We start from the raw sequence: 26,133 nt of genomic DNA on the forward strand, positions 1-26,133 counted from the left end.
TGCAAATTAATTTTGAGGTGAGCATATGGAAAAAAATAAAATTCAACCAAGAAAAAAGATTTTGTTAGAAAAGACAATAAACAATGACTATAATAATATTACGGGAATAATTGTACTAAAAAACGGTGAAACATTATATGAAAATTACTTCAATGGATATACTGCTATTGATACTGTACATGTAGCCTCGGTAACAAAAAGTGTTTTTTCTGCTTTGATTGGTATTGCTATAGATAATGGATATATTAAAAGTATAGATCAGAAAGTATTGGATTTTTTCCCAGAGTACACTACTAAGCGAGGCGAAAAAACAATACAAAGTGTTACAATTAAGGATATGCTGACTATGACAGCTCCGTATAAATATAAGTCAGAACCATATACAAAGTTTTTTTCAAGTGATAATTGGATGAGGGCTGCACTGGATTTATTAGGAGGAAAGGGCAAGATAGGAGAATTTATGTATTCAGCCATCGTAGGAACACATATTTTGTCAGGTATTCTTGTAAAATCAACGGGGCAATCAGTCCTTGATTTTGCAACAGAAAATTTATTTTCACCATTGGAAATTAAGATTGGACAGAATGTGGTATTGCATAATAAAGAAGAACATCTTGCCTTTCTAAAGGATAAAAATGTTAGCGGTTGGGTTGTTGATTCTCAAGGAATAAATCCAGCAGGTTGGGGACTTACCTTGACTCCTATAGATATGGCTAAAATAGGCCAATTATACTTGGATAGTGGACTGTGGCAGGGTAAGCAAATTATACCTAAATGGTGGATAGCTGAAAGTACAAAAGAACACAGTCGATGGGATGAGTATGAGTTATCTTATGGTTATCTTTGGTGGATTATTGATGATGAAAAACAAATCTACGCAGCCTTGGGAGATGGGGGAAATGTGATTTATATTAATAGAAAAAAAGAAATTGTAGTATCTATTGCTTCACTTTTTATGCCACGCGCTAAGGACAGATTGAAACTTATTAAGGAATATATTGAACCTGTATTTGAGTAATTGATGAGAGCCAAGTCCAGATGAAAATGGAGGAGGTTCTTTTTTATTAAATTATATGAAACTGGATTTGTAAATGTAAATATCAGCTACTTTAGGTTGTTAAGATTGATTCGTCACGAAATAATTTTTCTGTTATACTGAAATTAAGAAATAGTAATTAAATGGAGGGAAATATGAAACGAAAAGCAGTATTTTTTGATATTGATGGTACTCTTTATAATCCTGCTATAGGTGTTCCTGATAGTACCATAAAAGGAATTAAAGAATTAAAACAAAATGGACATCTTGCTTTTATATCAACTGGTAGAGCGAGGGCTATGATTCCACAAGATTTAGTAGATTTAGGATTTGATGGAGTACTTGCTGCTTGTGGAACTTATGTAGAATATGAAGGTAGAGTAATATATAATATAGATTTGGAAAAAAGTATAGGTGATAATATAATAAGTATTTTAAAGAAACATAACATTTTCTTTATATTAGAAGGACAAGATTATTTATATATGGATTATAATGAGGATTTTGAAGGAGATAAGTTTTCCGTTAAAAAATTCAAGAGAGCCTTTGGTGATAAAATAAAGCCAGTTACTGGATCAGAATTAGATTATCATTTTAATAAGATCACCTGTAAAACAAATGAAAATAGCAATTTTAAAGAAGCATATAAGACCATTGAAAAATATTTTGACTGCATTTTTCATAATGCACAATTTATTGAATTAGTTCCCAAAGGATTTTCCAAAGTAAAGGGAATAGAAGCTATAATAGAGCATTTAAATATAGATGTTGAAAATACATATGCCTTTGGTGATAGTTTAAATGATATTGATATGCTTAATTATGTTAAATACGGAATAGCCATGGGAAATAGCAGTCCAGAAGTTCTTGAAATAGCAAATCATAAGACCGATACTATTGAAAATGATGGAATTTATAAAGGACTAAAAGAATTTAATTTAATATAGAATATAATTTAATAAGTGAGTATTTTCCAAAAAGAAGATCAAATAGATTGATATATATTAAAATTTATTTGGTCTTTTTTTATAGTATTAATTATGAAAGTTTACAAATTAAAGCAAAAAATGCGAGGAAATAAATTATAGGATATAGTATCCTAAATTTGGAGGTAAGGTAATGGAATGGTTAGAAAATTTTAGTAAAGCAATTGATTATGTAGAACAGAATTTAGATGGGGATATTTCGTATGAAGAAGCAGCTAAAATTGCATGTTGTTCACCTAATTATTTTCAGCGTATGTTTGCTTATGTAACTGGTATAACCTTGATTGAGTACATAAGGCGTAGAAGAATGACACAAGCAGCTTTTGAATTACAGACAAAAGACATGAAAGTTTTAGATGTTGCAATTAAATATGGATATACATCACCAACAGCATTTAATCGTGCATTTCAAAGTGTACATGGTATTAATCCTGCTGTGGCAAAATCTCAAGGATGTCAACTTTGTGCATATCCCCCTATTAAATTCTCAATTCAAATACAGGGAGGTAATGATATGCCATATAGAATAGAAGAAAAAGCTCCAATGAGAATTGTTGGTGTTCGTATTCCACTAACAAATGAGATAGATAAAAATTATCAATTAATCCCATCGCTTTGGGAACAAACAAAACAAAACGGAATGTTTAATGAAATTTTGAATTTGAATAAGCAATTAGAAAAAAGCATATTTGGAATATCAATTTATGATTCAAAGGATGAAATTTATTATTATATTGCTACTGTTACAAACAAACCTGTACCAGAAGGAATGTATGAATGTGAAATTCCTAAATCTGCTTGGGCTGTGTTTGAATGTAAGGGGCCATTCAAAGAATCAATACAAATCATTTATAAACGCTTTTTTACAGAATGGCTTCCGTTTTCAGGATATAAACATGCAGAAATTGGAGATGTAGAACTATATTCAGTATATGATGAAGAAAAAGTTAGTGGATATTCAGAAATGTGGATGAGTATCAAAAAGGAGAGGAAGTAAAATGGAATATGAAGTAGAAATTAGAGAAATAGAACCAATTAGAGTGGCATTTATGAAATATAGAGGAATTGCTATGGAAGCAAATAAGGTGTTTCCTAATGTATTTAAATCAATTAGAGGAAAAGCAGATGGTGCACCATTCTTTAACTATATTACAATGAATCCCGAAACTAAATTTGGAGATATTGAGCTATGCGTACCTACAGCAATGACTCCAAGTGGAAATGGAATTGAAGTTAAGGAAACTCCTAGAGTAAAAGCATTATGTGTAACTCATAATGGGTCTTATGAAACTATGTTTCAAGCATATAAGGAGATTGATGCTTATGCAAGACAAAAGGGAATTAAACTAAGTTCTGAATTTCGCGAAGTATTTATTAAAGGTCCAGGTATGATTTTTAAGGGGAATCCTGAAAAATACATTACAGAAATAATATTTGCTATTGAGGAGAATTAATATGGAAGCAATCCAGGTAGAAAATGTTGTTAAATCTTATAAAAATGGTGTCGAAGCATTAAAAGGGATTTCCTTAACAGTCAAAAAAGGTGAAATTTTTTCCCTTCTTGGCCAGAATGGTGCTGGGAAGTCAACTTTAATCAATATCCTAACAACGTATCTTAAGCCAACATCAGGTACTATAAAAATATTAGGCAATGATATATATACAGAAACTGACAAAGCAAGAAGAAGTATTGCATGTGTTGCACAGAAAATTTCAATTGATACTTATTTATCATTAAAGGAAAATATGATCTTTCAAAGTAGATTATATAAAATGCCAAAAGCTGAAGCAGAAGAACGTATGAAGACATTGATTTCGTGCTTTTCTTTAGAAAAATATTTAGATTATCCTGTTTTGTCTTATTCTGGAGGGGTGAAAAGACGATTAGATATTGCTTTAAATCTTATGTCAAAGCCGCAGATTTTGTTTTTAGATGAACCTACAGTTGGTATGGATATTCAATCTCGTATAGCTATGTGGAAGATGATGAAAAAAATAAGAGATGAATTTGGAACTACGATTTTCCTTACAACGCATTATCTTGAAGAAGCAGATGAGTTAAGTGATACTATGTGTATTATGAGAGGTGGAAAGGAAGTAGTACAGGGAACGCCAGCTAGATTACGTGAATTAATTAAACAGGATACTTTATGTATTCGGTTTGCAAATAAAAATGAATCAAAAAGCTGTTGTATGGAACTAAGTAATGTTAGGAAAGATTTAAAGATAATTATTAGTAATGAAAAAATTTTAGTTTATTCAAAACAAAGCAGGGAGGAGTTTAAAACAATCAATAAGTGGTTATTTGAAAAAAAGATAGAATTCGAAGGTATTGAAATAGTTAAACCAGCCTTGGAAGATGTGTTTTTAAGATTAACAGAAGTGAATGGATTGGAGGAAATTTCATGAATGTCATAACTCTTTTACAACGTAATGTTAAATGGCGTTTTCACAATAAATTTACTGTTGTAATCACTATTTTACAGCCAATGCTTTGGCTTGTTTTGTATAGTGCTGTTGCCAGCCAAGCTATGAGTGGAATAGGAATCAGGAACTATACAACTTTTATTTTACCTGGACTAATAGTGCTAGTGAGTTTTGGTTCATGTAGTAGTAGTGGAATTATGAACTATTTAATGAAAGCAGATGGAAGTTTTTATAGAATACTAATTGCTCCAATTAGTAGAAAATCGATAGTGCTAGGACAAGTACTCGAAGCGGTGTTATGCACATTTATTGAAGTTGGAATAATGTGTATTGCTAGTTTATTTTTCTCAGTAAAAATTCAAACCAACCTTTCAGGAATTTTAATTATAATACTAATTATTTTCCTAAATGCAATGAGTTTATCATCCTTGACGTATGCAATAAGTTTAGTACTACCAAATGAAGTAGTATATGAAACAGCAATGAATGCTATAGTATTGCCGGTATTCTTTTTAAGTACAGCTCTTTTCCCAGAAAATACATTAACTGGCTGGCTTAAAGTTGCTGTAAATTTGAACCCTTTTACGCATGTAATTAATTTATTACGTACTTTGATGATAGAAGGACGTGTAGAAATACTTCAGCTTATTATAGTAATAGCTATGCTTATTGTAATTGGTGGGATTACTTTTTTATTAGCTTTATTTAGATTAAAGAAAGAAACTAGTTTATAATACTGATTTATTTTCAGAGTCTTATTAGTGAAAATTATTAATAAGCTTTTAAAATTATTGATTTTGTAGAAAAAATAGCCTATACCTACAAAATATTATATAATCAAAAATATAATGTCGTGGCGTCACGACTTATTTTTGTAATAATGAACTTTATACAGCGAATTGATGTTAATTGTTAGGAGGTAAAGCATTCTAATATTATATAGATAATATTAGAATGCTATATATAAAAAACTTGACAAAAATAGTTGCTGAAACTAAAATAGTTATAACAACTATTTTGAAGCAGGTGATTATTTGAATAGAGAATATGATTACACAAAGTTAATTGGTTATTTAATAATTAAAGGCGAAGTTTGTATAAAAAGAAAAATTCTTAATGCCTTTTTAGAAAAGGGATATGACATTACATTTGAACAATGGACAGTTTTAAACGTATTATATGCAGAACCGGGACTGATTCAAAGTGAAATTGCTATAAGAACCTATAAAGATAAAACAAATGTCACAAGGATATTAGATGTTCTTTCTAAAAATGGATATATTGTAAGAGAGCAGCATGAAAGTGACAGAAGAAGCTTGTGTGTATACCTTACAGATAAAGGTACAAGAATGTTCGATGAGCTTATACCTAGCGTTGAGTTGCTTAATGAACAATTTAAAAAAGGACTGTCAGATGAAGAAATTAAAATATTTGAAAATGTTCTAGAAAAAATATATAAAAACGCTGAATAGTGTTTTTATATATAATAGTTGTTATAACTAATATTGATATAGCTATTAAAATATTTATTAAAGGTGGGATAGTTCATGGTTAATTTATCTTTAAAAGAAAAATTCGCATTTAAGTTCATTTTTAATGAAAAAAGAATCTATCAAAGATGGTACGGAAGATTTTTAGGTTTTGGAATAGACTATGGAAGGTTAAAGAGAGTAGTGGCAAGAATATCAAATTGGCTACAATGGTGTGATGAATGGACTAAAGAAGGTGATCAATTATACAAGAAAGCCGAGGAAGAATTGATAAACGGATATGAGATTAAAGCAAAAGCATTATTTCATGAAGCAGTGGGATGTTATCATGTTGGTCAGCATATATTTTTTATCGATAGTAACCAAAAGGAGAGAACACAAGAAAAAGCTAGGATAAGTTATAAAAGAGCAATTGATTTGGATAATGAAAAGGAAAGGCCGATTCGTATTGAAATTCCTTTTAATGGAGCAATAGTACCAGGGTATTTAAGATTATCAAATATGTCTAACGGACCACTTGTAATCTTCATAAATGGAATGGATAACATTAAGGAAGCAGAAGGTCATTCGCAAGGAACATTATTTCAAAAATATGGATTTAATTTCTTTACTTTTGATGGAATTGGTCAAGGTGAAATGTGGAAAGCTATGAAATTTGATGAAAAAGAATATCATAAGGTGGTATCAGTAATCATTGATTGGTTTGAAAAGCAGAAAATATATGATATTGATATTAAAAGAATTGCATTAGTTGGATTTAGTTTAGGTGGATATTTAGCACCAATGTGTGCAGCATATGATAAACGTGTAAAATGTGTAGTTGGAAATAGTGGAGTGGTTTATATAGGTGGATTAGCTGGATTAAAAAAGCTTAATCCAATTTGGCAAAGGGGTGTCACATATATGACTAAGAGTGAGACATTAGAAGAAGCTGTTAATAGTTTTGATTGGGATATTGAGGATTCGCCTAATTTACAAGTACCGTTGTTGTTTTACCATGCAGGAAAAGATGAGGTCATGCCTTCTCCAAAACTTCATGCTGAAAAAGTAATGAAATGGGCAAGGGGAGATAAGACGCTTAAATTTTATGAGGATGCAGAACATTGTACAATGAATTATTTAGATGAAGTTTTTCCTGAGATAGTAAACTGGCTTAAAATAAAGTTATAAATGTAAATATAAATTGTAATGCCACAAATTCATTTTTGAATTGTATAGTGTCAAGTAAAAAGATAGGATTTCTTGTACAATATGGCTTTCCAGAAGATATTCATGCAAGACCCTTGGAAAAGTATCTTGAAAAGTTATGTGTTTGTTATATATTTTTGTTAAAAAAACTTAATTTATAACGGCGATAATGCAAATTAAAAAAGTAGTCTTCATATTTGAGAAAACTACTTTTTTATGAAATGGAATAAGTATAGTAATATTTACTATATAGATATCCAAATTAATAATTCAACTTATAAATGTAATTTATATGTATTATTGAGAAATTATAATCGTAACACTACACTTGAAATCAGATACATTTTTCTGGAAGCAGGCATGTGAAATTGAGCTGATGATGGTTCTTAATGGGGCTTGTTTTATTTACAGCTTGTCCAGATTTTACATCTGGAACACGCTGAAATGACGGCAAGCCGCCATTTAGAACCTTCCAGCGAAAATTTCACTAGTCCTGTGGAAGATAAATGTATCTGATTTAGGTAATTGTTGCATAAGTCTAATTTTCGATTTGGATATCTTTGGGTTAGAAATTGCACAAGATTAAACTATTAAGAGTTAGCTAACTTATCCAATTCCATTGTAAAAGTTGTTACTTCTTCAACACTTGCATTAGTTTCTTCTATTGCAGCAGATTGTTGCTCTGTTATATCTAATGTAGTATTTGATACTTGCATTGTTTTAGTTACTGAATCTTGTATTTTAGCTAATAAAGTACCAATATCAGCTGTTGTTTCTCGTGAAGTTTCAGAAAGTTTTCTTATTTCAGAAGCAACTACACTAAAACCTTTCCCCATTTCTCCAACTCTTGCAGCTTCAATAGATGCATTAAGTCCAAGCATTTTTGTTTGATTAGCTATATCTTTTATGTAGCCTAAAATGTCATTTATTTCATTTGTTAGGTTTTGAACATTAGATATCTCATTATTTAATTGGGTTTGGTTTTCAGTAACCTCCATTGAGGAAGCTGCAAGCTCTTCAGTAGCAGAAGAAATTTGTTCGAAACTTTCAGTTAGCGTTCCAGTTAATTGTTTTATTTTTAAACGTTGATAACCTTCGTTTGATAAGGTATTAGCAACTGAAAATAGTACTTCAGCTGCTGATTTAATATTGCTTTCATCTACTATTTTTACTTCAGTGGCAGCATTGTAATATGAGTCTTGGTTTAAACCAAGTTCATTTGCTGTATTTTTAAACTCTTTTTCATTAGGACTATCATAAAGTATTTGACCTCCAAGTATTGTACCGATCAATTGGCCATTAACAATTATAGGTGCTGCAAAATCAATAAGTCCAGAATGGCATTTGTAAATATAAGGCTTTCCAGTCTTGAAAGCTTCCTCTCCAGCAGTACTATGACACTTTGCACAACGACTTTTCCCTAAACTAGTAGATTGGGTTAAGTTTAAACAAATATTTGTGTAGCTGCTTGGCTTAGTGAATGGATTTCCATGTTTATCCACTGTAACGCTTGCAATATTCATACTATTTGCAAAATCATCTTGGAATTTTTGAAGAAATGGCAAATCAATGATATCGCTTAATTCTAAATTGTCTAATTCAATAATGTCTTTCATTAACAATTCCCCCCTGGTAAAATCTTTATATTAATATAATTGGGAAGATTATATATTTTAGAAAATAATTTGGAAAAAAATCTATAAAAACCCTAATTAAATAATATATTATACTATAATATTACAATAAAAATGAATATTTTACAAATAATAAAGTGATCATAGGCTGGTTTGCTGTTTTTTTATGATAAAAAATAAAATGAAATGGATAATTATACAAAAAAATATATGTTGTGAAAAATTGTAAAAAGTGAAGTATAATATTTAGAGAGTAAATAATTTAAAGGGAATATAAAGATGGAAAGTATTAAATTCTTAAAGAAAAGTGATGTAATAAATGTATATGTATTTAAATTTGTTTCTAATGGACAAAAGAGAAATGATAAAAAATGACAAGGTTGTGGTGGAATGCTAAATTCTGATTTAAAGATGAGAATATAAATAGGAGTATATAGAGGAGGGTAAAGATGTTAGAGAAAGTACCCACAAGTGAGGATTTAATTTCTTTAATTGGAAAACCATTATTTGAAGTTTGGACCTCATTATGTAATATGATTGATCAAAAATATGACATGGAACATTTATGGAATGATGGAGGTAAAGCATGGGCGTATGAGTACAAATATCGTAGAGGTGGAAAAACACTATGTGCATTGTATGCGAAAGAAAATTGTTTTGGCTTTATGGTTATCTTTGGGAAGAATGAACGAGAAAAATTTGAAGAAGATAAACAAAATTATTCCATTGAAGTACAAAAAATCTATAATGAAGCTAAAACTTACCATGATGGAAAATGGATGATGTTTGAATTAACAGATGCTTCTTTAATTACAGATATGGAAAAATTGTTACTTATTAAAAGGAAGCCAAATAAGAAATGATATAGACATAATGTGCAGTAGGTATAATATATAGGAGATATACCACCTGCAGGAACAGTTACAATTGAAGTACCTGTAACAGTAATTCTTTAATTAAGAAAGATAATATATTATTATATTCATATAGAGTAATATGTTGAGGTGGTTTTATGAATATTGAATGGTCAGAGTTAAATAAAAAAATGCAGCTACAGATTAAGAAAAAAGGCACTTTTTATGAAGGTATTGATACCTTATTAGAACTGAGAAAAGAATTGATGAAGGAAATTGTGAGTCTTAAAGGAGCATTAAATAGAGAAGATTTCAATGCTATGCCTTTTATTAATGCCAAAGGTTATCATAATAAAACAATTGCTTATTCTTTATACCATATTTTTAGAATAGAAGATATAGTATCAAATTCTTTGATTAAAAAGAGAGAGCAAGTATTCTTTAAAGATAATTACAATGAAAAAATGAAATCCCCTATAATAACAACCGGTAATGAACTTATTAAACAAGAAATTTCAGTGTTTTCAGCAAAACTAAATTTGGATGAATTATATAACTATATTAAAGCTGTAGATATTTCAACAACACAATTATTAAAGGAACTTTCCTATGAAGACTTAAAAAAAAAAATGACTGAACTAGATAAGGAAAAGCTTAAGCCGTTGAATGTAGTTAGCGAAGCTGATAACGCTTTATGGTTAATTGATTATTGGTGTGATAAAAATATCCAGGGATTAATTCAAATGCCGCTTTCACGACATTGGATAATGCATATAGAAGCTAGTCTTCGTATTAAAAATAAAATATATAAAGGCTAATTTTATGAAGAAAACAAGTAATATTTTGCAGATAGTGTTTGTAGAATATTACTTGTTTTTATTTAGGCCATTATGTTGAAATAGTATTTTTATAGGAAGTTCCCCATTCAATCATTGAATCAAGGATAGGCTTTAAACTATATCCAAGCTCAGTTAATGTATAGTCAACTCTTGGGGGGACTTCAGCATAAACTTTTCGAGTAAGTAAGCCAGACTCTTCCATTTCTCTTAAGTTTTGAGTAAGAACCTTTTGGGTTATTAATCCGACAGATTTTTTTAATTCTCCAAAGCGCTTTGTTCCTTCAAGCAAATCTCTTATTATTAATACCTTCCATCTGTTTCCTATAAGCTGTAAAGTCATTTCTACAGGACAAGCGGGTAATTCTTTAGCCAACCTAAATACACTTCCTTTCCTAATAGTATCTAATTAGATACTATAGCACTTTTAAGTGCTTACTTTACATTAGATATCATAAAAATTATTATAAAATTAAAGGTTAAGAAAATCAATAGAAATATGATTCAATTTTTAACTAATAAATTTTAGCACAAATTATGAGCTATGAATTGCATGGTTAAGATAATTACTTTATTTCTAATAAATATAAAAATAACAGATTAATAAAAACTGATTTTATTATGAGCTTGTGGGAGTGAACCAATATGAATAAAATAGAGCAATTAAATTTTTTAATAAAGGAATTAATAAGTGAACAAGAAAGATATAAAAATCTTAAGATTCCAAAAGAATATAATGAAAAACGAAAATTATTACGTGCTTTAATGAATGTTAGAGAACCCTATGAGGCTAGTGAGGAATTTATTAAAGTTCAAGATGAATTTTTAAAAACTGAAAGTGAAGAAAAGGGAATTGTAGAACTAAAAGACTTAGCTACGTTAGATGAGCAGTTTACTGAGAAGAGTAATAAACATGGAAATAAGATAAGCTTATGGCAAGGGGATATTACAAGCTTAAAAGTAGATGCAATTGTAAATGCAGCGAATAATCAAATGCTTGGATGCTTTGTCCAATGTCATGCATGTATAGATAATGCAATTCACTCAGCAGCAGGAATACAACTGAGAAATGAATGTGATGAATTGATGAAAAAGCAAGGATTTTTAGAACCAACAGGAAGTAGTAAAGTAACTAAGGCTTATAATCTTCCTTGCAAATATGTTATTCATACAGTAGGTCCAATTATAAGTGGAACATTAGCAACTGATGATTGTAAGAAGTTAGAAGCTTGTTATAAAGCATGTTTAGAAGCAGCTATAGAAAATGGCATAAAATCAATTGCATTTTGTTGTATATCAACAGGAGAATTCCGCTTTCCAAGAGATAAGGCAGCGGAAATAGCTATAAATGCAATAAATGATTTTCTAGATAGGAACGATGAAAAAATAGAAAGGGTTGTTATAAATGTTTTCAAAAGAGAAGACTTTGAAATTTACAAAAACTTATTGGGATAATATAAGAGAGGCAGTAGAACTAATCAAAAATGCTGATTATGTAGTTATTGGAGCTGGATCAGGGTTTACTGCTTCTGGTGGTATTTATTATGGAGATGAAGAATTATTTAAAAAGTGGTTTCCTAAACATTATCAAATGGGCTTTAAAAATATTCTTGAGATGCAGTCAGCGTTTTGGGATTTAACAGAGAAAAATGTGCTCTCCTATTGGGGATATTGGGCAAGGCATATTCAAAATATTCGTTACAATACACCTGCAACTAAGCCATATTTAACTTTAATGGAACTATTGAAAAATAAAGAGTATTTCATTTGTTCAACTAATGTGGAGAGTCAATTTGAAAAAGCAGGTTTTCCAATTGAAAAGATGTTTGCACCACAGGGAAACTATGGATTATTTCAATGTTCAAAGCCTTGTACACAAGAGGTTTACGATAATAAGGAAATGATAGATAAAATGATTAGTAATATGGGGGATTCCTTAAAAATTAAAGAAGAAGACATTCCTAGGTGTCCTAAATGTGGTGAATTTTTAGTGCCCAACCTTCGAGTAGATGATACTTTTGTGCAAAAACCACACTTTGTTAATATATCTAAATATGAAAAATTTATCAGAGATGCTAAAGATAAAAAACTTGTATTGTTGGAGTTAGGAGTAGGTTATAATACACCTGGAATCATAAGATATCCCTTTGAAAATATAACTAATAATTATCCCTTTGCAAATTTAATTAGAATCAATATGAGTGCTGCAGGAGTTCCTACAGAGATTGAGAAAAAATCAGTTAGCATATCAGAAGATATAGGAAAAGCATTGAGTGATATTCTTAATTACTCACATGAAAATATAGAAAAGTGATTTAATGAAGGGGGAAAGCGTAACAAAAATAATTTTAGAGTTAAATTTTATTTTTATAAGCAGATAAATCTTTTACACTTGACAATTTAAAGCAATGCTTCTATACTCTTAGTAGAAATTTAATAATAAAACCTTTTTAGGATGTGGATTTTTCTAGAGGAATTCTATTTTCGCCACACAATTATTTTATGTGATAATTGTGTGGTTTTTTGCGTTTTAAAGAAAGAGGAGGAATGGTTATGAAAAAATGGCATTATGCATTAATTGTTTTTTTAGGAGGATGCTGTTATGGAATATTATCAACATTTGTAAAGCTTGCGTACTCAGCAGGATTTTCATCAGCAGAGGTAACAGGAGGGCAATATTTTTTTGGTACAGTACTTATATGGGCTGCAGTTCTAATAACAAAAAAGAAAAAAATATCATTGAAACAAACTTTAAAGTTACTTTTATGTGGAATTCCATTGGGGTTAACAGGTCTTTTTTATTATCAATCATTAAAGACGCTTAATGCTTCCTTAGCAATAATCTTTTTATTTCAATTTGTATGGATTGGTACATTGTTTGATTGGATATTTAATAAGAAAAAACCTAATAAACAAAAACTTATTTCCATAGGTATTGTACTAGTGGGGTCTATTTTAGCAGCAGGAGTTACTTCACAAAATAGTGGAGATTTTTCATGGCAGGGAATGATTTGGGGATTACTTTCTTCAGTTACTTATACAGGATTTATGTTTATTAGTAGTACAGTTGGGAAAGATACCCCACCAGTACTAAAAAGTGCAATTTTTTCAACAGGTGCCTTAATAGTAGTATTTTTATTGTTTCCACCAAAATTTTTATTAGATGTTTCTGTGCTAAAAGGATTGGCTCCATATGGATTGCTTCTAGGATTATTTGGAGTTTGTCTTCCACCACTTTTATTCTCAATTGGAATGCCACAGGTTGGGATGGGATTAGGAACTATATTATCTGCTTCAGAGCTTCCGGTGGCTGTGACTTTATCATCAATAGTTCTGCAAGAGCCTGTTAACTCTATGCAATGGGTAGGAGTAATACTTATATTTGTAGCAATTATAGGTAGTAATATATCAATAGGAAAAGATGATACAGAATTATCCGATGATGTACAAGAAAATTATGGTTAAAATTAGACTATTACTAATAGAGATATAGAATATTAATTAAAGAAAACGCAATAAGAAGAAAAGTTTTTAGATTTAATAGTAAATAAATGATAATATAGAAAGCTAGCTAATTCTATGAAGATTAGCTAACTTTTATATGTTAATATGAATTTATTTTTTAAGGAGTTATAGTGAGGGGATATTATGCAATTTTTGTTTTCTGTATTCGGCAGGAGTGATCTTATAATAACCTTTGAACTTTCTGCAAAAATAAGCAGCACTTGAAAACCCGGTAACTAATGATATATTCGAAATGGATTTGTGTGTGTTCTTTAATAAAATTGCTGCCTGTATTAAACGATATTCAATAAGGTAAGAAACCGGCGATTGATCGATTCCTTGACGAAAAGCTTCCAATGTACTGCTTTTGCTAATGTTAGCAGCAGCTGCTATATCTTCAAGTCCTATATGTTCTACATAATGGTCATGGATGAATTGCAGCATAATTTGTAAACGAGAAGCTTGAAAGATAGATTTTGCTCCGTGTGCAGGAGTCCGTTCAAGATTTATATTTTGAAACAGATGTTTCCATAGCTCAGTAGTCAGAAGAAGTGTATTAAGAGGCGATAAAGAATCCCCTTTATGTTCCTGAACGTCATAGATTTGATTTAATAACATTAGAATATTATTCTGCCATGAAATATTCGGATCCAGAATTTGATAAGCAGGACCAGATGACAGTATAGGTAAAATATATGAATCATGAATTAGGCTTCCTTCCATGGCAATTAGTTCCGGTGCAAATACAATATTGGGCATAATACCACCATCGCTGGTTTCAAAGCGATGTATTGTTCCACTGTTTATAAAGATTCCCCAACCCTTTTCCAAATGGATTCTGTTTTTCCCAATTAGACAATTTACAGTACCTTTTGAGACTGTTACAAATTCAACCTCTCGATGCCAGTGCCAGTCTATGCATCCAAGATCGAATTGCCAGATATCATCTACATAATATGCTATAGGGTATTTGTCGTTGCCATGAGCAGCGATTTCTCTTAACGTTTCATCGGTAGTCATTTTGTAGAACTGCATTATTTTTCACCTCTGTTATATTGTACAATTAATTTGTGATTTTGTGTAATGAAAAAACATTATGACTGGGATATAATCTAATAAAACAGATGCAGAATTGCGTGCTGATAAAAACTAAAATATTACACGGAGGATTTAAAATGGAGTTTAAGTGGTTAAATAGAAGTACAATAACTAAAGAAGGAAAAAGAATAGAGATTTTTGCTCCCAAAGAGAGCGATTTTTTCTGTAATAATGGGGCGGTTGGAGATGAAGGGATTACACCAGAATCTCTTAGTAATGCTCCCTTTTATTATACAGAGGTTACTGGAGATTTCATCATGAGAGTAAAGGTGTCACATGATTTTAAAGACATGTATGATTCTTCTTCTATTATGATAATGCAGGATATAACTCATTGGGCAAAAGCATGTTTCGAACTTACAGATTTTAATACACATGCGGTTGTTAGTGTCGTTACAAAAGATCAGTCTGATGATGCCAATGGTTGTAATGTAGAAGGAAATTCTGTCTGGCTTCAGGTATGTCGTGTAGGACAATCCTTTACATTTCATTATTCAATAGATGGAGATAATTACTATATGATGCGATTTTTTAATTTACCAGCAGAAAAAACCTTGAAAGTAGGTCTACTGGCACAGGCGCCTACAGGTAGTGGTGGAATCCGTATATATGAAGATTTAACCATAGAAAAAAAGAAAGTCAAAAATATTCGAATGGGAAAATAAATATAGGAAAATAAATTTCGGATTGGCAAAACATCGAAATTAAAAGGAATTATTATATCACTAAATGAAGGAGGAGCTCAAAGTGATCCAAATATTATTAGTTATTATTTATCTTGCGTTTATTAGTCTTGGACTACCAGATTCGCTGTTGGGAGCTTCCTGGCCATCCATGTATCTAGAGTTTGGCGTACCAGTTTCTTATGCTGGTATAATATCTATGATTATTGCTTTTGGAACTATTTTATCCAGCCTGCAGAGCGACAGGCTTACACGTAAGCTGGGAACCAGTAAAGTTACAGCAATAAGTGTAGCAATGACAGCATTTGCGCTATTTGGTTTTTCTATATCACATTCATTTATAATGCTTTGTCTTTGGGCTATTCCATATGGACTTGGAGCAGGAAGTGTGGATGCTTCCTTGAACAATTATGTAGCACTTCATTATGAAAGCCGCCATATGAGCTGGCTGCATTGCATGTGGGGTGTAGGTGCGACTCTCGGACCATACATTATGGGATATGCATTGGCAGGTGGACATAGCTGGAACTCAGGATACTTATATATAGCCATCTTACAGATTGTACTTACTGCAATTTTGATTTTTAGCATTCCTCTATGGAAAGAACGAAAATCTGTTGCAAAAAATGTATCTGATAATGAAAAGACTACACATAAAGCATTATCATTAAAAGAAATTATTAAAATAGCTGGAGCTAAGGAAGTTATGCTTTGCTTCTTTTGCTACTGTGCTTTAGAACAGACGACAAGCTTATGGGCTAGTAGCTACCTGACAATTTACAAAGGGGTCGCAACTGATACAGCAGCTAGTTTTGCTAGTGTATTTTTTATAGGAATTACGGTAGGAAGGGCACTTAGTGGATTTATTACTATGAAACTAAATGATTTGCAGATGATACGACTTGGTCAGGGAATTATTGCAATTGGGATTATAGTAATGTTTTTGCCTATGAACGAAAATGTGTCCTTAGTAGGATTAATATTGATTGGACTTGGATGTGCACCAATTTATCCTTGCATTATACATTCAACACCTGCACATTTTGGAGAGGATAAATCTCAAGCAATAATCGGTGTTCAGATGGCAAGTGCATATGTGGGGACTTGCTTAATGCCTCCAATCTTTGGATTGATTGCTGGTAATATTAATGTAGGATTATTCCCAGTATATCTATTACTTATACTTGTCATAATGATTGTAATGAGTGAATTATTAACAAAGAAAACAGCTTTGAGTAAGTGATAAGCAAAGAATTAATGAAAGGGAGAAATATACTCATTTATTTATATTCCAATAGTATCTTATTAGAAACTATAAATCCTCAAAGTGCCTATGCCACTTTAAAGTGCTTACTTCACAGTAGTAAACTATGCACTTATAATAAAAACATAGGAAGTGGCCACTTCGTATTATAAGGAACTTATAATATGAGTTTTAAAGAAATAATAAAAAATGTTATTGGAAATAAAGGAGATAATAAAATGAAAGAAGTAGTAGAATTTTTACAAGCAAATCCAGTTCAATATTTAGCAACAGTTGGACGCGATGGGAAAGCAAAATGCCGTCCATTTATGTTCAGTTTAGAGCAAGAAGGAAAACTATGGTTTTGTACAAATAACACAAAAGATGTGTACAAGGATCTTCAAGAAAATCCTGAATTAGAAGTATCTATTTCAAGTCCAGAATATGCTTGGATTAGATTAAATGGAAAAGCTGTATTTGAAAACAACATGGCAGTTAAAGAAGCCTGTATGCTAAATCCTATAGTAAAGGGACAATACAATGAAGCTTCAAATCCAATTTTTGAAGTATTCTATTTAGAAAATGCAAAAGCAGTTATTGCAGATTTCTCTGGTAATCCACCAAAGGAATATAATTTATAGTAGAAACTTGAAAGTCTTAAGAATTCTTAAGACTTTTTTTCATAAAAGCTTAATATTTGTTTTTTATATAGATTAAAGATAATGTGATTGTAAAATTAGTGATTAACAAATAGTAATTATTTTATAAATCGTTATAATTACCTTTGCTAAAGTACATAATAAGTATGCAATAAAATTATTAATGGATATGCTAATGGTGATTGTATGGAGGAGTTAGAGTGAGAATTTTTAAAAAGCTAATATCTTTTATTATAGTTTTAGTTATAACAAATAGTATACTAATATATTGTAGTGCAAAGAGTACAAATACTATATCAGCTATTACTTCAAATAGACCAGTTAAGGTAGGAGTGTTACTAAATAATTTCTATAATTCGTATAACTTAAGTATTAAAAAAAGTTTGGAAGATATTCAAAAAGAAAAGAAAAACGAAATTCAATTTATTTTCTTTGATGGAGAGAGTAACCCTGCGAAACAAAGTGTAATTTTTAATAATATGCTTCAGAATAATTATAATTTATTATTGATAAGTACGGTTGATAAAAAAACACCTGAAATGATAGAAGATTTTGTTGATAAAGCTAAACAGAAAGACATTCCATTAATTTTTTTTAATATAAGACCTGACAATTTAGACATAATTAAGAAATATCAGAAAGCCATTGCTATAAATACTGATTCAATGCAAGCTGGTATTCTACAAGGAAAAATGATAGCTGATTATTGGAATGAAAATAAAGAAATGGACAAAAATGGTGATGGTATAATGCAATATATATTGATAAAAGGGCAACCGGAAAGTTATTTGACAGAAACAAGATCAAATTATTCTATTTCCACTATTAATGAGGCAGGAATAAAGACACAGGAACTTGCAGCAGTAAGTGCAAATTGGGATGAGGACTTAGCTAAAAGTGTTATGGAATCATTGTTTCTTAAATATGACGGTAGCATTGAAGCTATAATTGCAAATAGTGATTCTATGGCAATAGGTGCTGTTAAAGCACTTCAGACGTATGGATATAATTTAGGCGATAAAACAAAGACCATTCCCATTTTTGGAATTCATGCTACACCAGAAGTTCAAGAATTAATAAAAAAGGGTTTTATGGCCGGTTCTGTTTTACAGGATACTCGCGAACTTGCAGATGCTTTCTATTCTGTAGGAATGAATTTGATTTTAGGTAAGGACCCTCTTGAGGGTACAAATTATAAATTTGATAAAACAGGAGAAATAATTAATATACCATTTCATGAATATGTGTACCAAAAGGAAGATAAATAATATAATAATTTTAAAGGCCTAACATTTATTTGAAATGTTTTGGCCTTTTTATCACGAAATTTTATTAATCTAAAACTTCATATCTTTCCTTGATAAGTGATTCTACAGCATTATCTAGATCTTTGTTTTTAACAAGAATATAATCTGTATCATAAGTAGAAATGGCAAATATGCTTATTCCTTTTTGTGCTAATATTGTACTAATTGAAGCTAAAATTCCAATTAAAGAAAAGTCAAGTGGTCCCTCAATCTTTAAGATCCTCCAATCTCTTTCGCATTTTATCTCGCTAGGAATACTGTCCTCAAGGCATACAATTGATAATTCATCAGATGTTTTTGTTATAGAGAAAAAATCGCTATCTTGTGCCCATTTAGGAATTGATTCATTTCTAGTAAGTCTGCATACCCCGTATTTATCCTTAAATAATTTCATTGTTAATATTTTTTCTATCATCTTTAAGCTTTATCCTTTCTTTAACCAGTGAAACCCATTAATATTAGCTAGCCATATGTGATTTAAGTTTCACTATATTAGTTTTTATACTATAAAATAAAAAAGCCTCAGAAATATTATAAAAATATCTCCCAGGCTTTTATCCTTCCGTGTACACAATAAATTGTGCGTTTTCTCTCGGACCTGCCAGTTATAAACTGCGGAACCCTAGAAAACTAAATTATATAAAATTTTGATAATTTATAAGCTGCAACTAATAAATGGATTCTAGCATAATATCAAATTTGAGTCAAGTCGATACACTTTCATCTCAAATAATGAAGGTTAGAGTTTATAGATATTTTTAATTTTTAAAACTTTACTTGATGAAATCGATATATATATTAGTTTATATTAGTAATTTGTTAGGATATAATATAATAAAGATTTATTGTAGCTATTGAGGTTGTTTTAAATAAAAATTCTGCAAGTTCATAGCTAATTGCTGTTTAAGCTACTATAATAATTGGGAGAAAGTTATAATGGATGAGAAGAAAATTTTAGAATTACTTTTTAATACTTTTGTTAAAATGTGTGATTATATTGAAACAACAGATGAAATTGGATGTATAAAATGTCCTTGCAAAGAAGAATGCATTTTAAAAGGAAATAATACTGATTTTAAGTATTTTAAACCTGTTGTTGAAAGCATAAAAAAGAAATTATAATTTTCAGTGCAGGTGAATATATGAAAAAGATTATGAATGAACAATTAATTTATGAAATACTTTCCGTTGTAGAAGAAATTCCAGAAGGGAAAGTAGCTACATATGGACAAATTGCTAGTCTTATAGGCAGAGACAAAAATGCAAGGCTTGTCGGGAAGGTTTTAAGCCAGTCAGAATTTTATGGGGAATATCCATGCCACCGTGTGGTAAATCATTCAGGAAGATTAGCACCAGGTTGGAAGGAGCAACGATTTCTACTATTAGAAGAAGGTGTATCATTTAAAGATGAGAATCATGTTGATATGAAGGAAAATAAATGGGATTGTTAATTTTGTAACAGTTAAAATTACGTTTTTTCATTCTAGAACTTATACGCAGTGAAAATTTAAATTACTTTACTTATTATATTTTATAGGAGGCTATTTAAAAGCGTAAAACTTAAAAGGAAGAAGGTACTGGTAGATGGTGAAGGAAGCATTATTTTTGAACTATTTTAATGACTTAAAAATAATACTAGATAATGTATTTAATGAAATAGTTGTAGTTGATAATAACAATAAGATAATTTTTATTAATAGAGCTGCTAGTATTCTCTTTGGAATAGATAGCAAAAATAGTTTAGGGAAAGCTTTTAATGAATTAATACATAACGTTGAGTTAAGTAACTTTTTAACTAATAAAAAAGAGGAAGTTAAAAAGTCTATAGTAGTTAATAATTTGAATTTGTCGTTAAGTATTATGTCTTTGATTGAAGATAAGGATGTAGTAGGATCAATACTCATTTTTAGCAATATAACAAACTATAATGAATTGCTTCAAAAGCTTGATAAGGAAAGGGACAGTCGCGAAATATTAAATACTGTAATTGAGACGGCTTATGATGGTATGGTGATTATTGACAAGAAGGGAATAATCACTATGATGAGCAAGGCATATACTGATTTTTTAGGAATAAGAAGAGAAGATGCAATTGGCAAACATGTAAATGAAGTTATAGAGAATACAAGAATGCCAATAGTACTTGAAAGCGGTAAAGAGGAAGTAGCGCAGCTTCATAAGATTAAAGGAAATTATATGATAGCGTCAAGAATACCTATAATAAAAAATGGAGAAATTATTGGGGTTGTAGGAAAAGTATTATTTAGAAATGTTAAAGAACTAAATAGCCTTTACAAAAAGATAACTGTTATAGAAAAAGAATTAGCAAATTATAAATCACGGCTTAAGGAATTCAATACAGCCAGCTATTCACTAGAAAATATTATAGGAGAAAGTGATTCTATCCTTTTGGCTAAGGATATAGTGAAAAAGGCTGCTCATACAAGTTCGAATGTGCTTATTTTAGGGGAAAGTGGTACTGGTAAGGAAATTTTTGCACATGCTATACATTCAGAGAGTAATCGTTATGAAGGACCTTTTGTTAAAGTTAATTGTGCAGCAATTCCAAGCGATTTGCTTGAATCAGAACTGTTTGGTTATGAAGCCGGAGCTTTCACAGGCGCAAGAAAAGAAGGGAAAATAGGAAAATTTGAAATTGCAAATGAAGGTACAATATTTTTAGATGAGATTGGAGATATGCCTCTTCATATGCAGGTAAAGCTTTTAAGAGTTATTCAAGAACGAGAAGTAGAGAAAGTTGGTGGAGTTGCAACTAAGAAGATTAACATAAGAATAATTGCTGCAACAAACAGAAATCTTGAAAAATTAGTTTCAGAGGGCAAGTTCCGTGAAGATCTGTATTATAGACTTAATGTTGTAACAATTGAAATTCCTCCTTTGAGAGAACGAGGCAATGATATTATACTTATTTCAAATCATCTCATTAAGAAGCTTTCAATGAATTTAGATAAGAAAGTTAAAGGAATTTCAAAAGAGGCGGAACATTATCTTAAAATATATGAATGGAAAGGTAATGTTAGAGAATTAGAAAATATACTAGAGAGAGCTATTAATATTATGGGAGATAGTGACATAATTGATGTAGATGATTTGCCGAAAGAAATTACAGGTAAAAAAGCTGCAATAATTCCTAAAAGGCTTCAGGACATTCTTGAAGAAAGCGAAAAGAATGCTATTATTCTTGCACTTAGGGCAGCAGAGGGAAATAAGACAAAAGCAGCAAAAATTTTAGAGATAGGCCGGACTAGTTTATATGAAAAAATGGAAAAGCATAAAATAAAAATGTAGTTGTACGAATAAACGTACAACTAATTTTTTTCTCATAAATAATTGTATAGAAATCCGAACAGTATGTAAATGTTTACTTAAAAATATGTACGGAAATCTATACACTAATTTTAGATATCGCAGATTTTATTAATGATTCACAATGGACAAACCTCCTATTCTAGGTCTATTTTATCTCTAAGGCTTTGGCACGAGTCTTGCTTATATAAATAAGTATAAGTGAACTTATTAATAAATATTACATTCTTGTTTTTAGAGTATATAAAAAGGAGGAGGAAATATGAGCAAGATAATGTCAGTTGAGCAAGCAATCTCCTTAATAAAAAATGGAGACACAGTTGCTGTAGGTGGTTTTATAGGCATTGGACACCCAGAGGAAATTACTAAGAGGATTAAGGAAATTTATCTAGAGGAAGGTAAGCCAAATAAGTTAACTCTTGTTTATGCAGCAGGTCAAGGAGATGGAAAAGAAAAAGGTTTAAATCATTTTGGCCAGGAAGGTCTTCTTTCTAAAGTAATAGGAGGACATTGGGGGTTAGCTCCTAAGATTCAAAAGTTAGCAATCGAGAATAAGATAAAGGCTTATAATCTTCCTCAAGGAGTTATATCCAGTCTTTATAGAGATATTGCAGCAGGAAAGCCAGGAACAATTACTCATGTGGGGTTGAAAACTTTTGTAGATCCAAGAGTTGAGGGAGGAAAATTAAATAGCTGTACTACTGAGGATGTTGTGAAGATGATTGAAATTGATGGAAAAGAGTATCTTTACTATAAAGCTTTTCCTATAAATGTTGCAATAGTTAGGGCTACTTATGCAGATGAAGAAGGAAATGCAAGTCTTCAAAAGGAAGCCGCAACGCTTGATGGTTTAGCAATGGCTCAGGCTGCAAAGAATTCTGGTGGAAAAGTAATTCTTCAGGTTGAAAAAATAGTATCAAAAGGAACTTTAGATCCAAAGTTGGTAAAGATTCCAGGAATCCTTGTGGATGCAGTAGTTGTAGCTAGTGCAGAAAATCAAATGCAGACCTTTGGTGAAAGCTTTAATCCAGCTTTCTGTGGAGAAATAAAGATGCCAGCTAATACTATTAAATGCCTTCCAATGGATGAAAGAAAAATAATAGCTAGACGTTGCGCCATGGAGCTTATACCAAATGCAATCACAAATCTAGGAATTGGAATGCCAGAGGGAATTTCCATGGTGGCAAATGAAGAACACATAGGTGATAGCATGAGACTTACAATTGAATCAGGTCCAATTGGAGGAATACCAGCTGGTGGCTTGAGTTTTGGAGCAGCTATTAATCCAGATAGTATAATAGATCAATCTTCTCAGTTTGATTTTTACGATGGTGGAGGTTTAGATATAGCATTTTTAGGACTTGCCCAGTGTGATGAAAAAGGAAATATCAATGTAAGTAAATTTGGTCCTAAAATAGCTGGATGTGGAGGATTTATAAATATAACTCAAAATGCAAAGAAAGTTATTTTCTGCGGAACTTTTACTGTAGGTGGACTTAAAACTAATATTTTTGAAGGTAAGCTAATCATTGAAAATGAAGGTAAGTCAAAGAAATTTATCAAGGATGTTGAGCAAATAACTTTTAGTGGAGATTATGCAAAAGATGTAAAACAGGTAGTTCTTTATATAACTGAAAGAGCAGTTTTTAGATTAACTAGTGCTGGAGTGGAATTAGAAGAAATAGCTCCTGGAGTAGATTTACAAAAAGACATTCTCGATCAAATGGATTTTAAACCAATAATATCAGAAGAATTAAAGACAATGGATAAAAGAATTTTTGAAGACAAACTTATGAATCTTAAGTAATGTATTAATGTAAAGAATAGCTAAGTATGGATAAAACGGTTGATAAACCCAAATAATATAATAATGGAGGTTTTATATATGGCAGTTATAGGTATTTTATTAAGTTTAATATTATTGATGGTCATGGCTTATAGGGGGTTCTCAGTTATTGTTTTTGCACCTATATTTGCAATTGCAGCAGCTATATTCTCTGGGATGGCAGTTATGCCAACCTATACGGAAGTATTTCTACCTAACTTGGGGAATTATGTAAAAGTTTACTTTCCATTTTTCTTGTTAGGTGCTGTATTTGGTAAAGTTATGGAGCAATCTGGTGCAGCAAAATCTATCGCTAAATTTATAGTTGAAAAGTTGGGTAAAAAGCGTGCAATGTTATCTGTAATTTTATCAGCAGCCATTTTAACTTATGGTGGTGTAAGTCTTTTCGTTGTTGCGTTTGCAGTGTATCCATTTGCAGCATCAGTATTTAAAGAAGCTGATATTCCAAAGAGACTTGTTCCTGCAACTATCGCTGTTGGCGCTTTCACATTTACTATGGATGCACTTCCAGGAACACCTCAAATTCAAAACTCTATACCAATGAAGTTTTTTAATACAGATCTTTATGCAGCACCTGTATTTGGAACCTTAGGTGCGATTATCGTTTTAGTTTGCGGGGTATCTTATCTTGAATGGTGTAAACGTAAAGCTCAAGCAAAGGGAGAAGGCTATGGGGAAAATCATAAAAATGAACCAGTACTTGTTGAAGATGGAAGTTTACCAAATCCATTTATATCAGTATTACCATTAATATCTGTACTTGGATTGACTTTGGTTTTACAAAAATTAGTATTCCCTAAATGGGATATAGTTTCTTGGGTTACTAAAGCACCTTATAATATTCCTGAAGCAAGTGTTGTAGGTTCAATGAATAACTGGGCTTTAATGATTGCACTTGTATTTGGTATTCTTCTTGCAATTTCTATTAATCCAAAGCGTATGAAAGGTAATTTAGCTTCAGCGATTAATGCTGGTGCAATTGGATCATTATTAGCTGTTATGAATACAGCATCAGAAGTAGGCTTTGGTAATGTTATAAAAACTTTACCAGGATTTCAATCTATAGCTCATGCTTTAACTAACATTAATCCAGACGGTAGTCCACTACTTTCAGAAGCAGTTACAGTAAATGTGCTTTCAGGAGTTACTGGTTCTGCATCAGGAGGAATGAGTATAGCACTCGATACTTTTGGAAAGGAATATTTAAATTGGGCAAATAGTGTTGGAATAGATCCACAATTACTTCATCGTGTTGCTGCAATGGCATCAGGTGGAATGGATACATTACCTCACAATGGCGCAGTTATAACTTTACTTGGAATTGCAGGGTTAACTCACAAGCAATCATATAAAGATATTTTTGTGATCACTTGTATTAAGACAGGATCTGTGTTTATATTAATAGCTTTACAAAGCATATTACATTTTATTTAATAAGTATTTAGTATATCAATAAAGAAATATAAATAGTTTTCTATTGAATGTTATAAGTAAATTATACAAGGGGGAATTGAAAATGAACGGATTAACTATAAAAGAATTAAATATTGGTGATAAAGCATCTTTTCAAAAGACTATTACAGAAACCGATGTATACTTATATGCTGGTATAACAGGAGATTTAAATCCAGCTCATATAAATCAAGTTGAGGCAGAGAAGACAATGTTTCAAGGGCGAATTGCCCATGGCATGTTAACAGCTGGTTTAGTATCAGCAGTACTTGGAATGCAATTGCCAGGACCAGGTTCAATATACCTTGGACAAGAACTTAAATTTGTTGCTCCTGTGAAAATAGGAGATACAATTAAAGCTGAAGTTGAGGTTATAGAGAAGTTTGAAGATAAGAATAGAATAAAATTAAGTACCATATGTACAAATCAAAATGGTGTTGAAGTACTGGTAGGGGTTGCAAACATAATGCCACCTAAATAACCTATTTACCAGAAGAGCTGAAAATAACTCTAGTGTGAAAAGGATCCACTGTAGTTTGAAGCAACTCCAGACATAGGCTAAT

At 31.0% G+C, this 26,133-nt stretch carries 27 protein-coding genes and 1 riboswitch; of the genes, 23 read left to right on the forward strand and 4 right to left on the reverse strand.

From position 1 onward, the window contains the following. Positions 1-25 precede the first annotated feature (25 nt). From CSPA_RS10075 to CSPA_RS10110, 8 genes are all read left to right on the forward strand, one after another. The gene (locus CSPA_RS10075; protein WP_015392147.1) at positions 26-1,018 is read left to right on the forward strand and encodes a serine hydrolase domain-containing protein; all 993 of its coding nucleotides are present in this window, start codon (positions 26-28) and stop codon (positions 1,016-1,018) included. Positions 1,019-1,191: 173 nt separating this feature from the next. Continuing rightward, complete coding sequence (locus tag CSPA_RS10080; protein WP_015392148.1) at positions 1,192-1,983, forward strand: Cof-type HAD-IIB family hydrolase; 792 nt, start codon at positions 1,192-1,194, stop codon at positions 1,981-1,983. 172 nt (positions 1,984-2,155) lie between these two features. After that, complete coding sequence (locus CSPA_RS10085; protein ID WP_015392149.1) at positions 2,156-3,019, forward strand: AraC family transcriptional regulator; 864 nt, start codon at positions 2,156-2,158, stop codon at positions 3,017-3,019. Between the two features lies 1 nt (position 3,020). Then, positions 3,021-3,476, forward strand: a complete 456-nt coding sequence (locus CSPA_RS10090; RefSeq protein WP_015392150.1) for a GyrI-like domain-containing protein — start codon at positions 3,021-3,023, stop codon at positions 3,474-3,476. A 1-nt stretch (position 3,477) separates the two neighbouring features. Next, positions 3,478-4,431, forward strand: a complete 954-nt coding sequence (locus tag CSPA_RS10095) for an ABC transporter ATP-binding protein (protein ID WP_015392151.1) — start codon at positions 3,478-3,480, stop codon at positions 4,429-4,431. Then, a complete protein-coding gene (locus CSPA_RS10100; protein WP_015392152.1) occupies positions 4,428-5,183 on the forward strand; it encodes an ABC transporter permease in 756 nt (251 codons plus the stop codon). The genes CSPA_RS10095 and CSPA_RS10100 overlap by 4 nt, the downstream gene beginning before the upstream one ends. 300 nt (positions 5,184-5,483) lie before the next feature. Further along, positions 5,484-5,921, forward strand: a complete 438-nt coding sequence (locus tag CSPA_RS10105; protein ID WP_015392153.1) for a MarR family winged helix-turn-helix transcriptional regulator — start codon at positions 5,484-5,486, stop codon at positions 5,919-5,921. 75 nt (positions 5,922-5,996) lie between these two features. Then, a complete protein-coding gene (locus CSPA_RS10110) occupies positions 5,997-7,109 on the forward strand; it encodes an alpha/beta hydrolase family protein (RefSeq protein ID WP_015392154.1) in 1,113 nt (370 codons plus the stop codon). Between the two features lie 608 nt (positions 7,110-7,717). Here the strand turns inward: CSPA_RS10110 and CSPA_RS10115 are convergent. Beyond that, the gene (locus CSPA_RS10115) at positions 7,718-8,743 is read right to left on the reverse strand and encodes a PocR ligand-binding domain-containing protein (RefSeq protein WP_015392155.1); all 1,026 of its coding nucleotides are present in this window, start codon (positions 8,741-8,743) and stop codon (positions 7,718-7,720) included. Between the two features lie 467 nt (positions 8,744-9,210). Here CSPA_RS10115 and CSPA_RS10120 point away from each other — a divergent pair, with 467 nt between their 5' ends. Both CSPA_RS10120 and CSPA_RS10125 read left to right on the forward strand, forming a co-directional pair. After that, the gene (locus CSPA_RS10120) at positions 9,211-9,624 is read left to right on the forward strand and encodes a DUF3788 domain-containing protein (RefSeq protein ID WP_015392157.1); all 414 of its coding nucleotides are present in this window, start codon (positions 9,211-9,213) and stop codon (positions 9,622-9,624) included. A 149-nt stretch (positions 9,625-9,773) separates the two neighbouring features. Then, positions 9,774-10,433 (forward strand): hypothetical protein, encoded by a 660-nt coding sequence (locus CSPA_RS10125; RefSeq protein ID WP_015392158.1) that lies wholly within the window; start codon positions 9,774-9,776, stop codon positions 10,431-10,433. A 70-nt stretch (positions 10,434-10,503) separates the two neighbouring features. Here the strand turns inward: CSPA_RS10125 and CSPA_RS10130 are convergent, their stop codons facing one another. Beyond that, positions 10,504-10,827: a winged helix-turn-helix transcriptional regulator gene (locus tag CSPA_RS10130; RefSeq protein ID WP_015392159.1), complete on the reverse strand. Its 324-nt coding sequence runs from the start codon at positions 10,825-10,827 to the stop codon at positions 10,504-10,506. Positions 10,828-11,096: 269 nt separating this feature from the next. Between CSPA_RS10130 and CSPA_RS10135 the strand changes: the two genes are divergently transcribed. The 3 genes from CSPA_RS10135 to CSPA_RS10145 all read left to right on the forward strand — a co-directional run bounded on the left by CSPA_RS10135 (position 11,097) and on the right by CSPA_RS10145 (position 13,916). Next, positions 11,097-11,906, forward strand: coding sequence for a protein-ADP-ribose hydrolase (locus CSPA_RS10135; protein WP_015392160.1), 810 nt, complete (start codon positions 11,097-11,099; stop codon positions 11,904-11,906). Continuing rightward, the gene (locus CSPA_RS10140; RefSeq protein WP_015392161.1) at positions 11,857-12,765 is read left to right on the forward strand and encodes an SIR2 family NAD-dependent protein deacylase; all 909 of its coding nucleotides are present in this window, start codon (positions 11,857-11,859) and stop codon (positions 12,763-12,765) included. Before CSPA_RS10135 ends, CSPA_RS10140 begins: the two co-directional genes overlap by 50 nt. 239 nt (positions 12,766-13,004) lie before the next feature. Then, the gene (locus CSPA_RS10145; protein ID WP_015392162.1) at positions 13,005-13,916 is read left to right on the forward strand and encodes an EamA family transporter; all 912 of its coding nucleotides are present in this window, start codon (positions 13,005-13,007) and stop codon (positions 13,914-13,916) included. Positions 13,917-14,081: 165 nt separating this feature from the next. On the opposite strand, the gene CSPA_RS10150 is transcribed toward CSPA_RS10145, so the two are convergent. Next, positions 14,082-14,975, reverse strand: a complete 894-nt coding sequence (locus CSPA_RS10150; RefSeq protein WP_241425100.1) for an AraC family transcriptional regulator — start codon at positions 14,973-14,975, stop codon at positions 14,082-14,084. 155 nt (positions 14,976-15,130) lie between these two features. Here CSPA_RS10150 and CSPA_RS10155 point away from each other — a divergent pair, with 155 nt between their 5' ends. The 4 genes from CSPA_RS10155 to CSPA_RS10170 all read left to right on the forward strand — a co-directional run bounded on the left by CSPA_RS10155 (position 15,131) and on the right by CSPA_RS10170 (position 18,906). Further along, positions 15,131-15,718 carry a DUF1349 domain-containing protein gene (locus tag CSPA_RS10155; RefSeq protein ID WP_015392164.1) on the forward strand — a complete coding sequence of 196 codons (588 nt, stop codon included), beginning with the start codon at positions 15,131-15,133 and terminating at the stop codon, positions 15,716-15,718. Positions 15,719-15,800: 82 nt separating this feature from the next. Next, a complete protein-coding gene (locus CSPA_RS10160; RefSeq protein ID WP_015392165.1) occupies positions 15,801-16,979 on the forward strand; it encodes an MFS transporter in 1,179 nt (392 codons plus the stop codon). A 239-nt stretch (positions 16,980-17,218) separates the two neighbouring features. Continuing rightward, a complete protein-coding gene (locus CSPA_RS10165) occupies positions 17,219-17,620 on the forward strand; it encodes a pyridoxamine 5'-phosphate oxidase family protein (RefSeq protein ID WP_026106412.1) in 402 nt (133 codons plus the stop codon). Positions 17,621-17,838: 218 nt separating this feature from the next. Then, positions 17,839-18,906, forward strand: a complete 1,068-nt coding sequence (locus CSPA_RS10170; protein WP_015392167.1) for a galactose ABC transporter substrate-binding protein — start codon at positions 17,839-17,841, stop codon at positions 18,904-18,906. 64 nt (positions 18,907-18,970) lie between these two features. On the opposite strand, the gene CSPA_RS10175 is transcribed toward CSPA_RS10170, so the two are convergent. Then, positions 18,971-19,360, reverse strand: coding sequence for an ACT domain-containing protein (locus CSPA_RS10175; RefSeq protein WP_015392168.1), 390 nt, complete (start codon positions 19,358-19,360; stop codon positions 18,971-18,973). Between the two features lie 126 nt (positions 19,361-19,486). Beyond that, positions 19,487-19,582: riboswitch (guanidine-I (ykkC/yxkD leader) on the reverse strand. A 299-nt stretch (positions 19,583-19,881) separates the two neighbouring features. Here CSPA_RS10175 and CSPA_RS10180 point away from each other — a divergent pair. From CSPA_RS10180 to CSPA_RS10205, 6 genes are all read left to right on the forward strand, one after another. Further along, positions 19,882-20,067 carry a hypothetical protein gene (locus CSPA_RS10180; protein WP_015392169.1) on the forward strand — a complete coding sequence of 62 codons (186 nt, stop codon included), beginning with the start codon at positions 19,882-19,884 and terminating at the stop codon, positions 20,065-20,067. Between the two features lie 20 nt (positions 20,068-20,087). Continuing rightward, a complete protein-coding gene (locus tag CSPA_RS10185; RefSeq protein WP_015392170.1) occupies positions 20,088-20,396 on the forward strand; it encodes an MGMT family protein in 309 nt (102 codons plus the stop codon). 133 nt (positions 20,397-20,529) lie between these two features. Continuing rightward, a complete protein-coding gene (locus tag CSPA_RS10190) occupies positions 20,530-22,254 on the forward strand; it encodes a sigma-54-dependent Fis family transcriptional regulator (protein ID WP_015392171.1) in 1,725 nt (574 codons plus the stop codon). Between the two features lie 280 nt (positions 22,255-22,534). After that, positions 22,535-24,079 (forward strand): acyl CoA:acetate/3-ketoacid CoA transferase, encoded by a 1,545-nt coding sequence (locus CSPA_RS10195; protein ID WP_015392172.1) that lies wholly within the window; start codon positions 22,535-22,537, stop codon positions 24,077-24,079. A gap of 78 nt (positions 24,080-24,157) precedes the next feature. Continuing rightward, positions 24,158-25,552 carry a GntP family permease gene (locus CSPA_RS10200; RefSeq protein WP_015392173.1) on the forward strand — a complete coding sequence of 465 codons (1,395 nt, stop codon included), beginning with the start codon at positions 24,158-24,160 and terminating at the stop codon, positions 25,550-25,552. Positions 25,553-25,634: 82 nt separating this feature from the next. Continuing rightward, the gene (locus tag CSPA_RS10205; RefSeq protein WP_015392174.1) at positions 25,635-26,051 is read left to right on the forward strand and encodes a MaoC family dehydratase; all 417 of its coding nucleotides are present in this window, start codon (positions 25,635-25,637) and stop codon (positions 26,049-26,051) included. Positions 26,052-26,133: the final 82 nt, after the last annotated feature.

It is taken from the genome of Clostridium saccharoperbutylacetonicum N1-4(HMT) (assembly GCF_000340885.1).
GTDB classification, from domain to species: Bacteria; Bacillota; Clostridia; order Clostridiales; family Clostridiaceae; genus Clostridium; species Clostridium saccharoperbutylacetonicum.

What these genes read in the sequence shown, in the direction of transcription:
- CSPA_RS10110 (WP_015392154.1), top strand. Translation starts at nt 5,997, where the DNA reads ATGGTTAATTTATCTTTAAAAGAAAAATTCGCATTTAAGTTCATTTTT.
- CSPA_RS10145 (WP_015392162.1), top strand. Translation starts at nt 13,005, where the DNA reads ATGAAAAAATGGCATTATGCATTAATTGTTTTTTTAGGAGGATGCTGT.
- CSPA_RS10085 (WP_015392149.1), top strand. Translation starts at nt 2,156, where the DNA reads ATGGAATGGTTAGAAAATTTTAGTAAAGCAATTGATTATGTAGAACAG.
- CSPA_RS10180 (WP_015392169.1), top strand. Translation starts at nt 19,882, where the DNA reads ATGGATGAGAAGAAAATTTTAGAATTACTTTTTAATACTTTTGTTAAA.
- CSPA_RS10205 (WP_015392174.1), top strand. Translation starts at nt 25,635, where the DNA reads ATGAACGGATTAACTATAAAAGAATTAAATATTGGTGATAAAGCATCT.
- CSPA_RS10090 (WP_015392150.1), top strand. Translation starts at nt 3,021, where the DNA reads ATGGAATATGAAGTAGAAATTAGAGAAATAGAACCAATTAGAGTGGCA.
- CSPA_RS10190 (WP_015392171.1), top strand. Translation starts at nt 20,530, where the DNA reads ATGGTGAAGGAAGCATTATTTTTGAACTATTTTAATGACTTAAAAATA.
- CSPA_RS10125 (WP_015392158.1), top strand. Translation starts at nt 9,774, where the DNA reads ATGAATATTGAATGGTCAGAGTTAAATAAAAAAATGCAGCTACAGATT.
- CSPA_RS10150 (WP_241425100.1), bottom strand. Translation starts at nt 14,975, where the DNA reads ATGACTACCGATGAAACGTTAAGAGAAATCGCTGCTCATGGCAACGAC.
- CSPA_RS10175 (WP_015392168.1), bottom strand. Translation starts at nt 19,360, where the DNA reads ATGATAGAAAAAATATTAACAATGAAATTATTTAAGGATAAATACGGG.
- CSPA_RS10185 (WP_015392170.1), top strand. Translation starts at nt 20,088, where the DNA reads ATGAAAAAGATTATGAATGAACAATTAATTTATGAAATACTTTCCGTT.
- CSPA_RS10200 (WP_015392173.1), top strand. Translation starts at nt 24,158, where the DNA reads ATGGCAGTTATAGGTATTTTATTAAGTTTAATATTATTGATGGTCATG.
- CSPA_RS10100 (WP_015392152.1), top strand. Translation starts at nt 4,428, where the DNA reads ATGAATGTCATAACTCTTTTACAACGTAATGTTAAATGGCGTTTTCAC.
- CSPA_RS10135 (WP_015392160.1), top strand. Translation starts at nt 11,097, where the DNA reads ATGAATAAAATAGAGCAATTAAATTTTTTAATAAAGGAATTAATAAGT.
- CSPA_RS10075 (WP_015392147.1), top strand. Translation starts at nt 26, where the DNA reads ATGGAAAAAAATAAAATTCAACCAAGAAAAAAGATTTTGTTAGAAAAG.
- CSPA_RS10165 (WP_026106412.1), top strand. Translation starts at nt 17,219, where the DNA reads ATGAAAGAAGTAGTAGAATTTTTACAAGCAAATCCAGTTCAATATTTA.
- CSPA_RS10115 (WP_015392155.1), bottom strand. Translation starts at nt 8,743, where the DNA reads ATGAAAGACATTATTGAATTAGACAATTTAGAATTAAGCGATATCATT.
- CSPA_RS10155 (WP_015392164.1), top strand. Translation starts at nt 15,131, where the DNA reads ATGGAGTTTAAGTGGTTAAATAGAAGTACAATAACTAAAGAAGGAAAA.
- CSPA_RS10140 (WP_015392161.1), top strand. Translation starts at nt 11,857, where the DNA reads ATGTTTTCAAAAGAGAAGACTTTGAAATTTACAAAAACTTATTGGGAT.
- CSPA_RS10095 (WP_015392151.1), top strand. Translation starts at nt 3,478, where the DNA reads ATGGAAGCAATCCAGGTAGAAAATGTTGTTAAATCTTATAAAAATGGT.
- CSPA_RS10195 (WP_015392172.1), top strand. Translation starts at nt 22,535, where the DNA reads ATGAGCAAGATAATGTCAGTTGAGCAAGCAATCTCCTTAATAAAAAAT.
- CSPA_RS10080 (WP_015392148.1), top strand. Translation starts at nt 1,192, where the DNA reads ATGAAACGAAAAGCAGTATTTTTTGATATTGATGGTACTCTTTATAAT.
- CSPA_RS10120 (WP_015392157.1), top strand. Translation starts at nt 9,211, where the DNA reads ATGTTAGAGAAAGTACCCACAAGTGAGGATTTAATTTCTTTAATTGGA.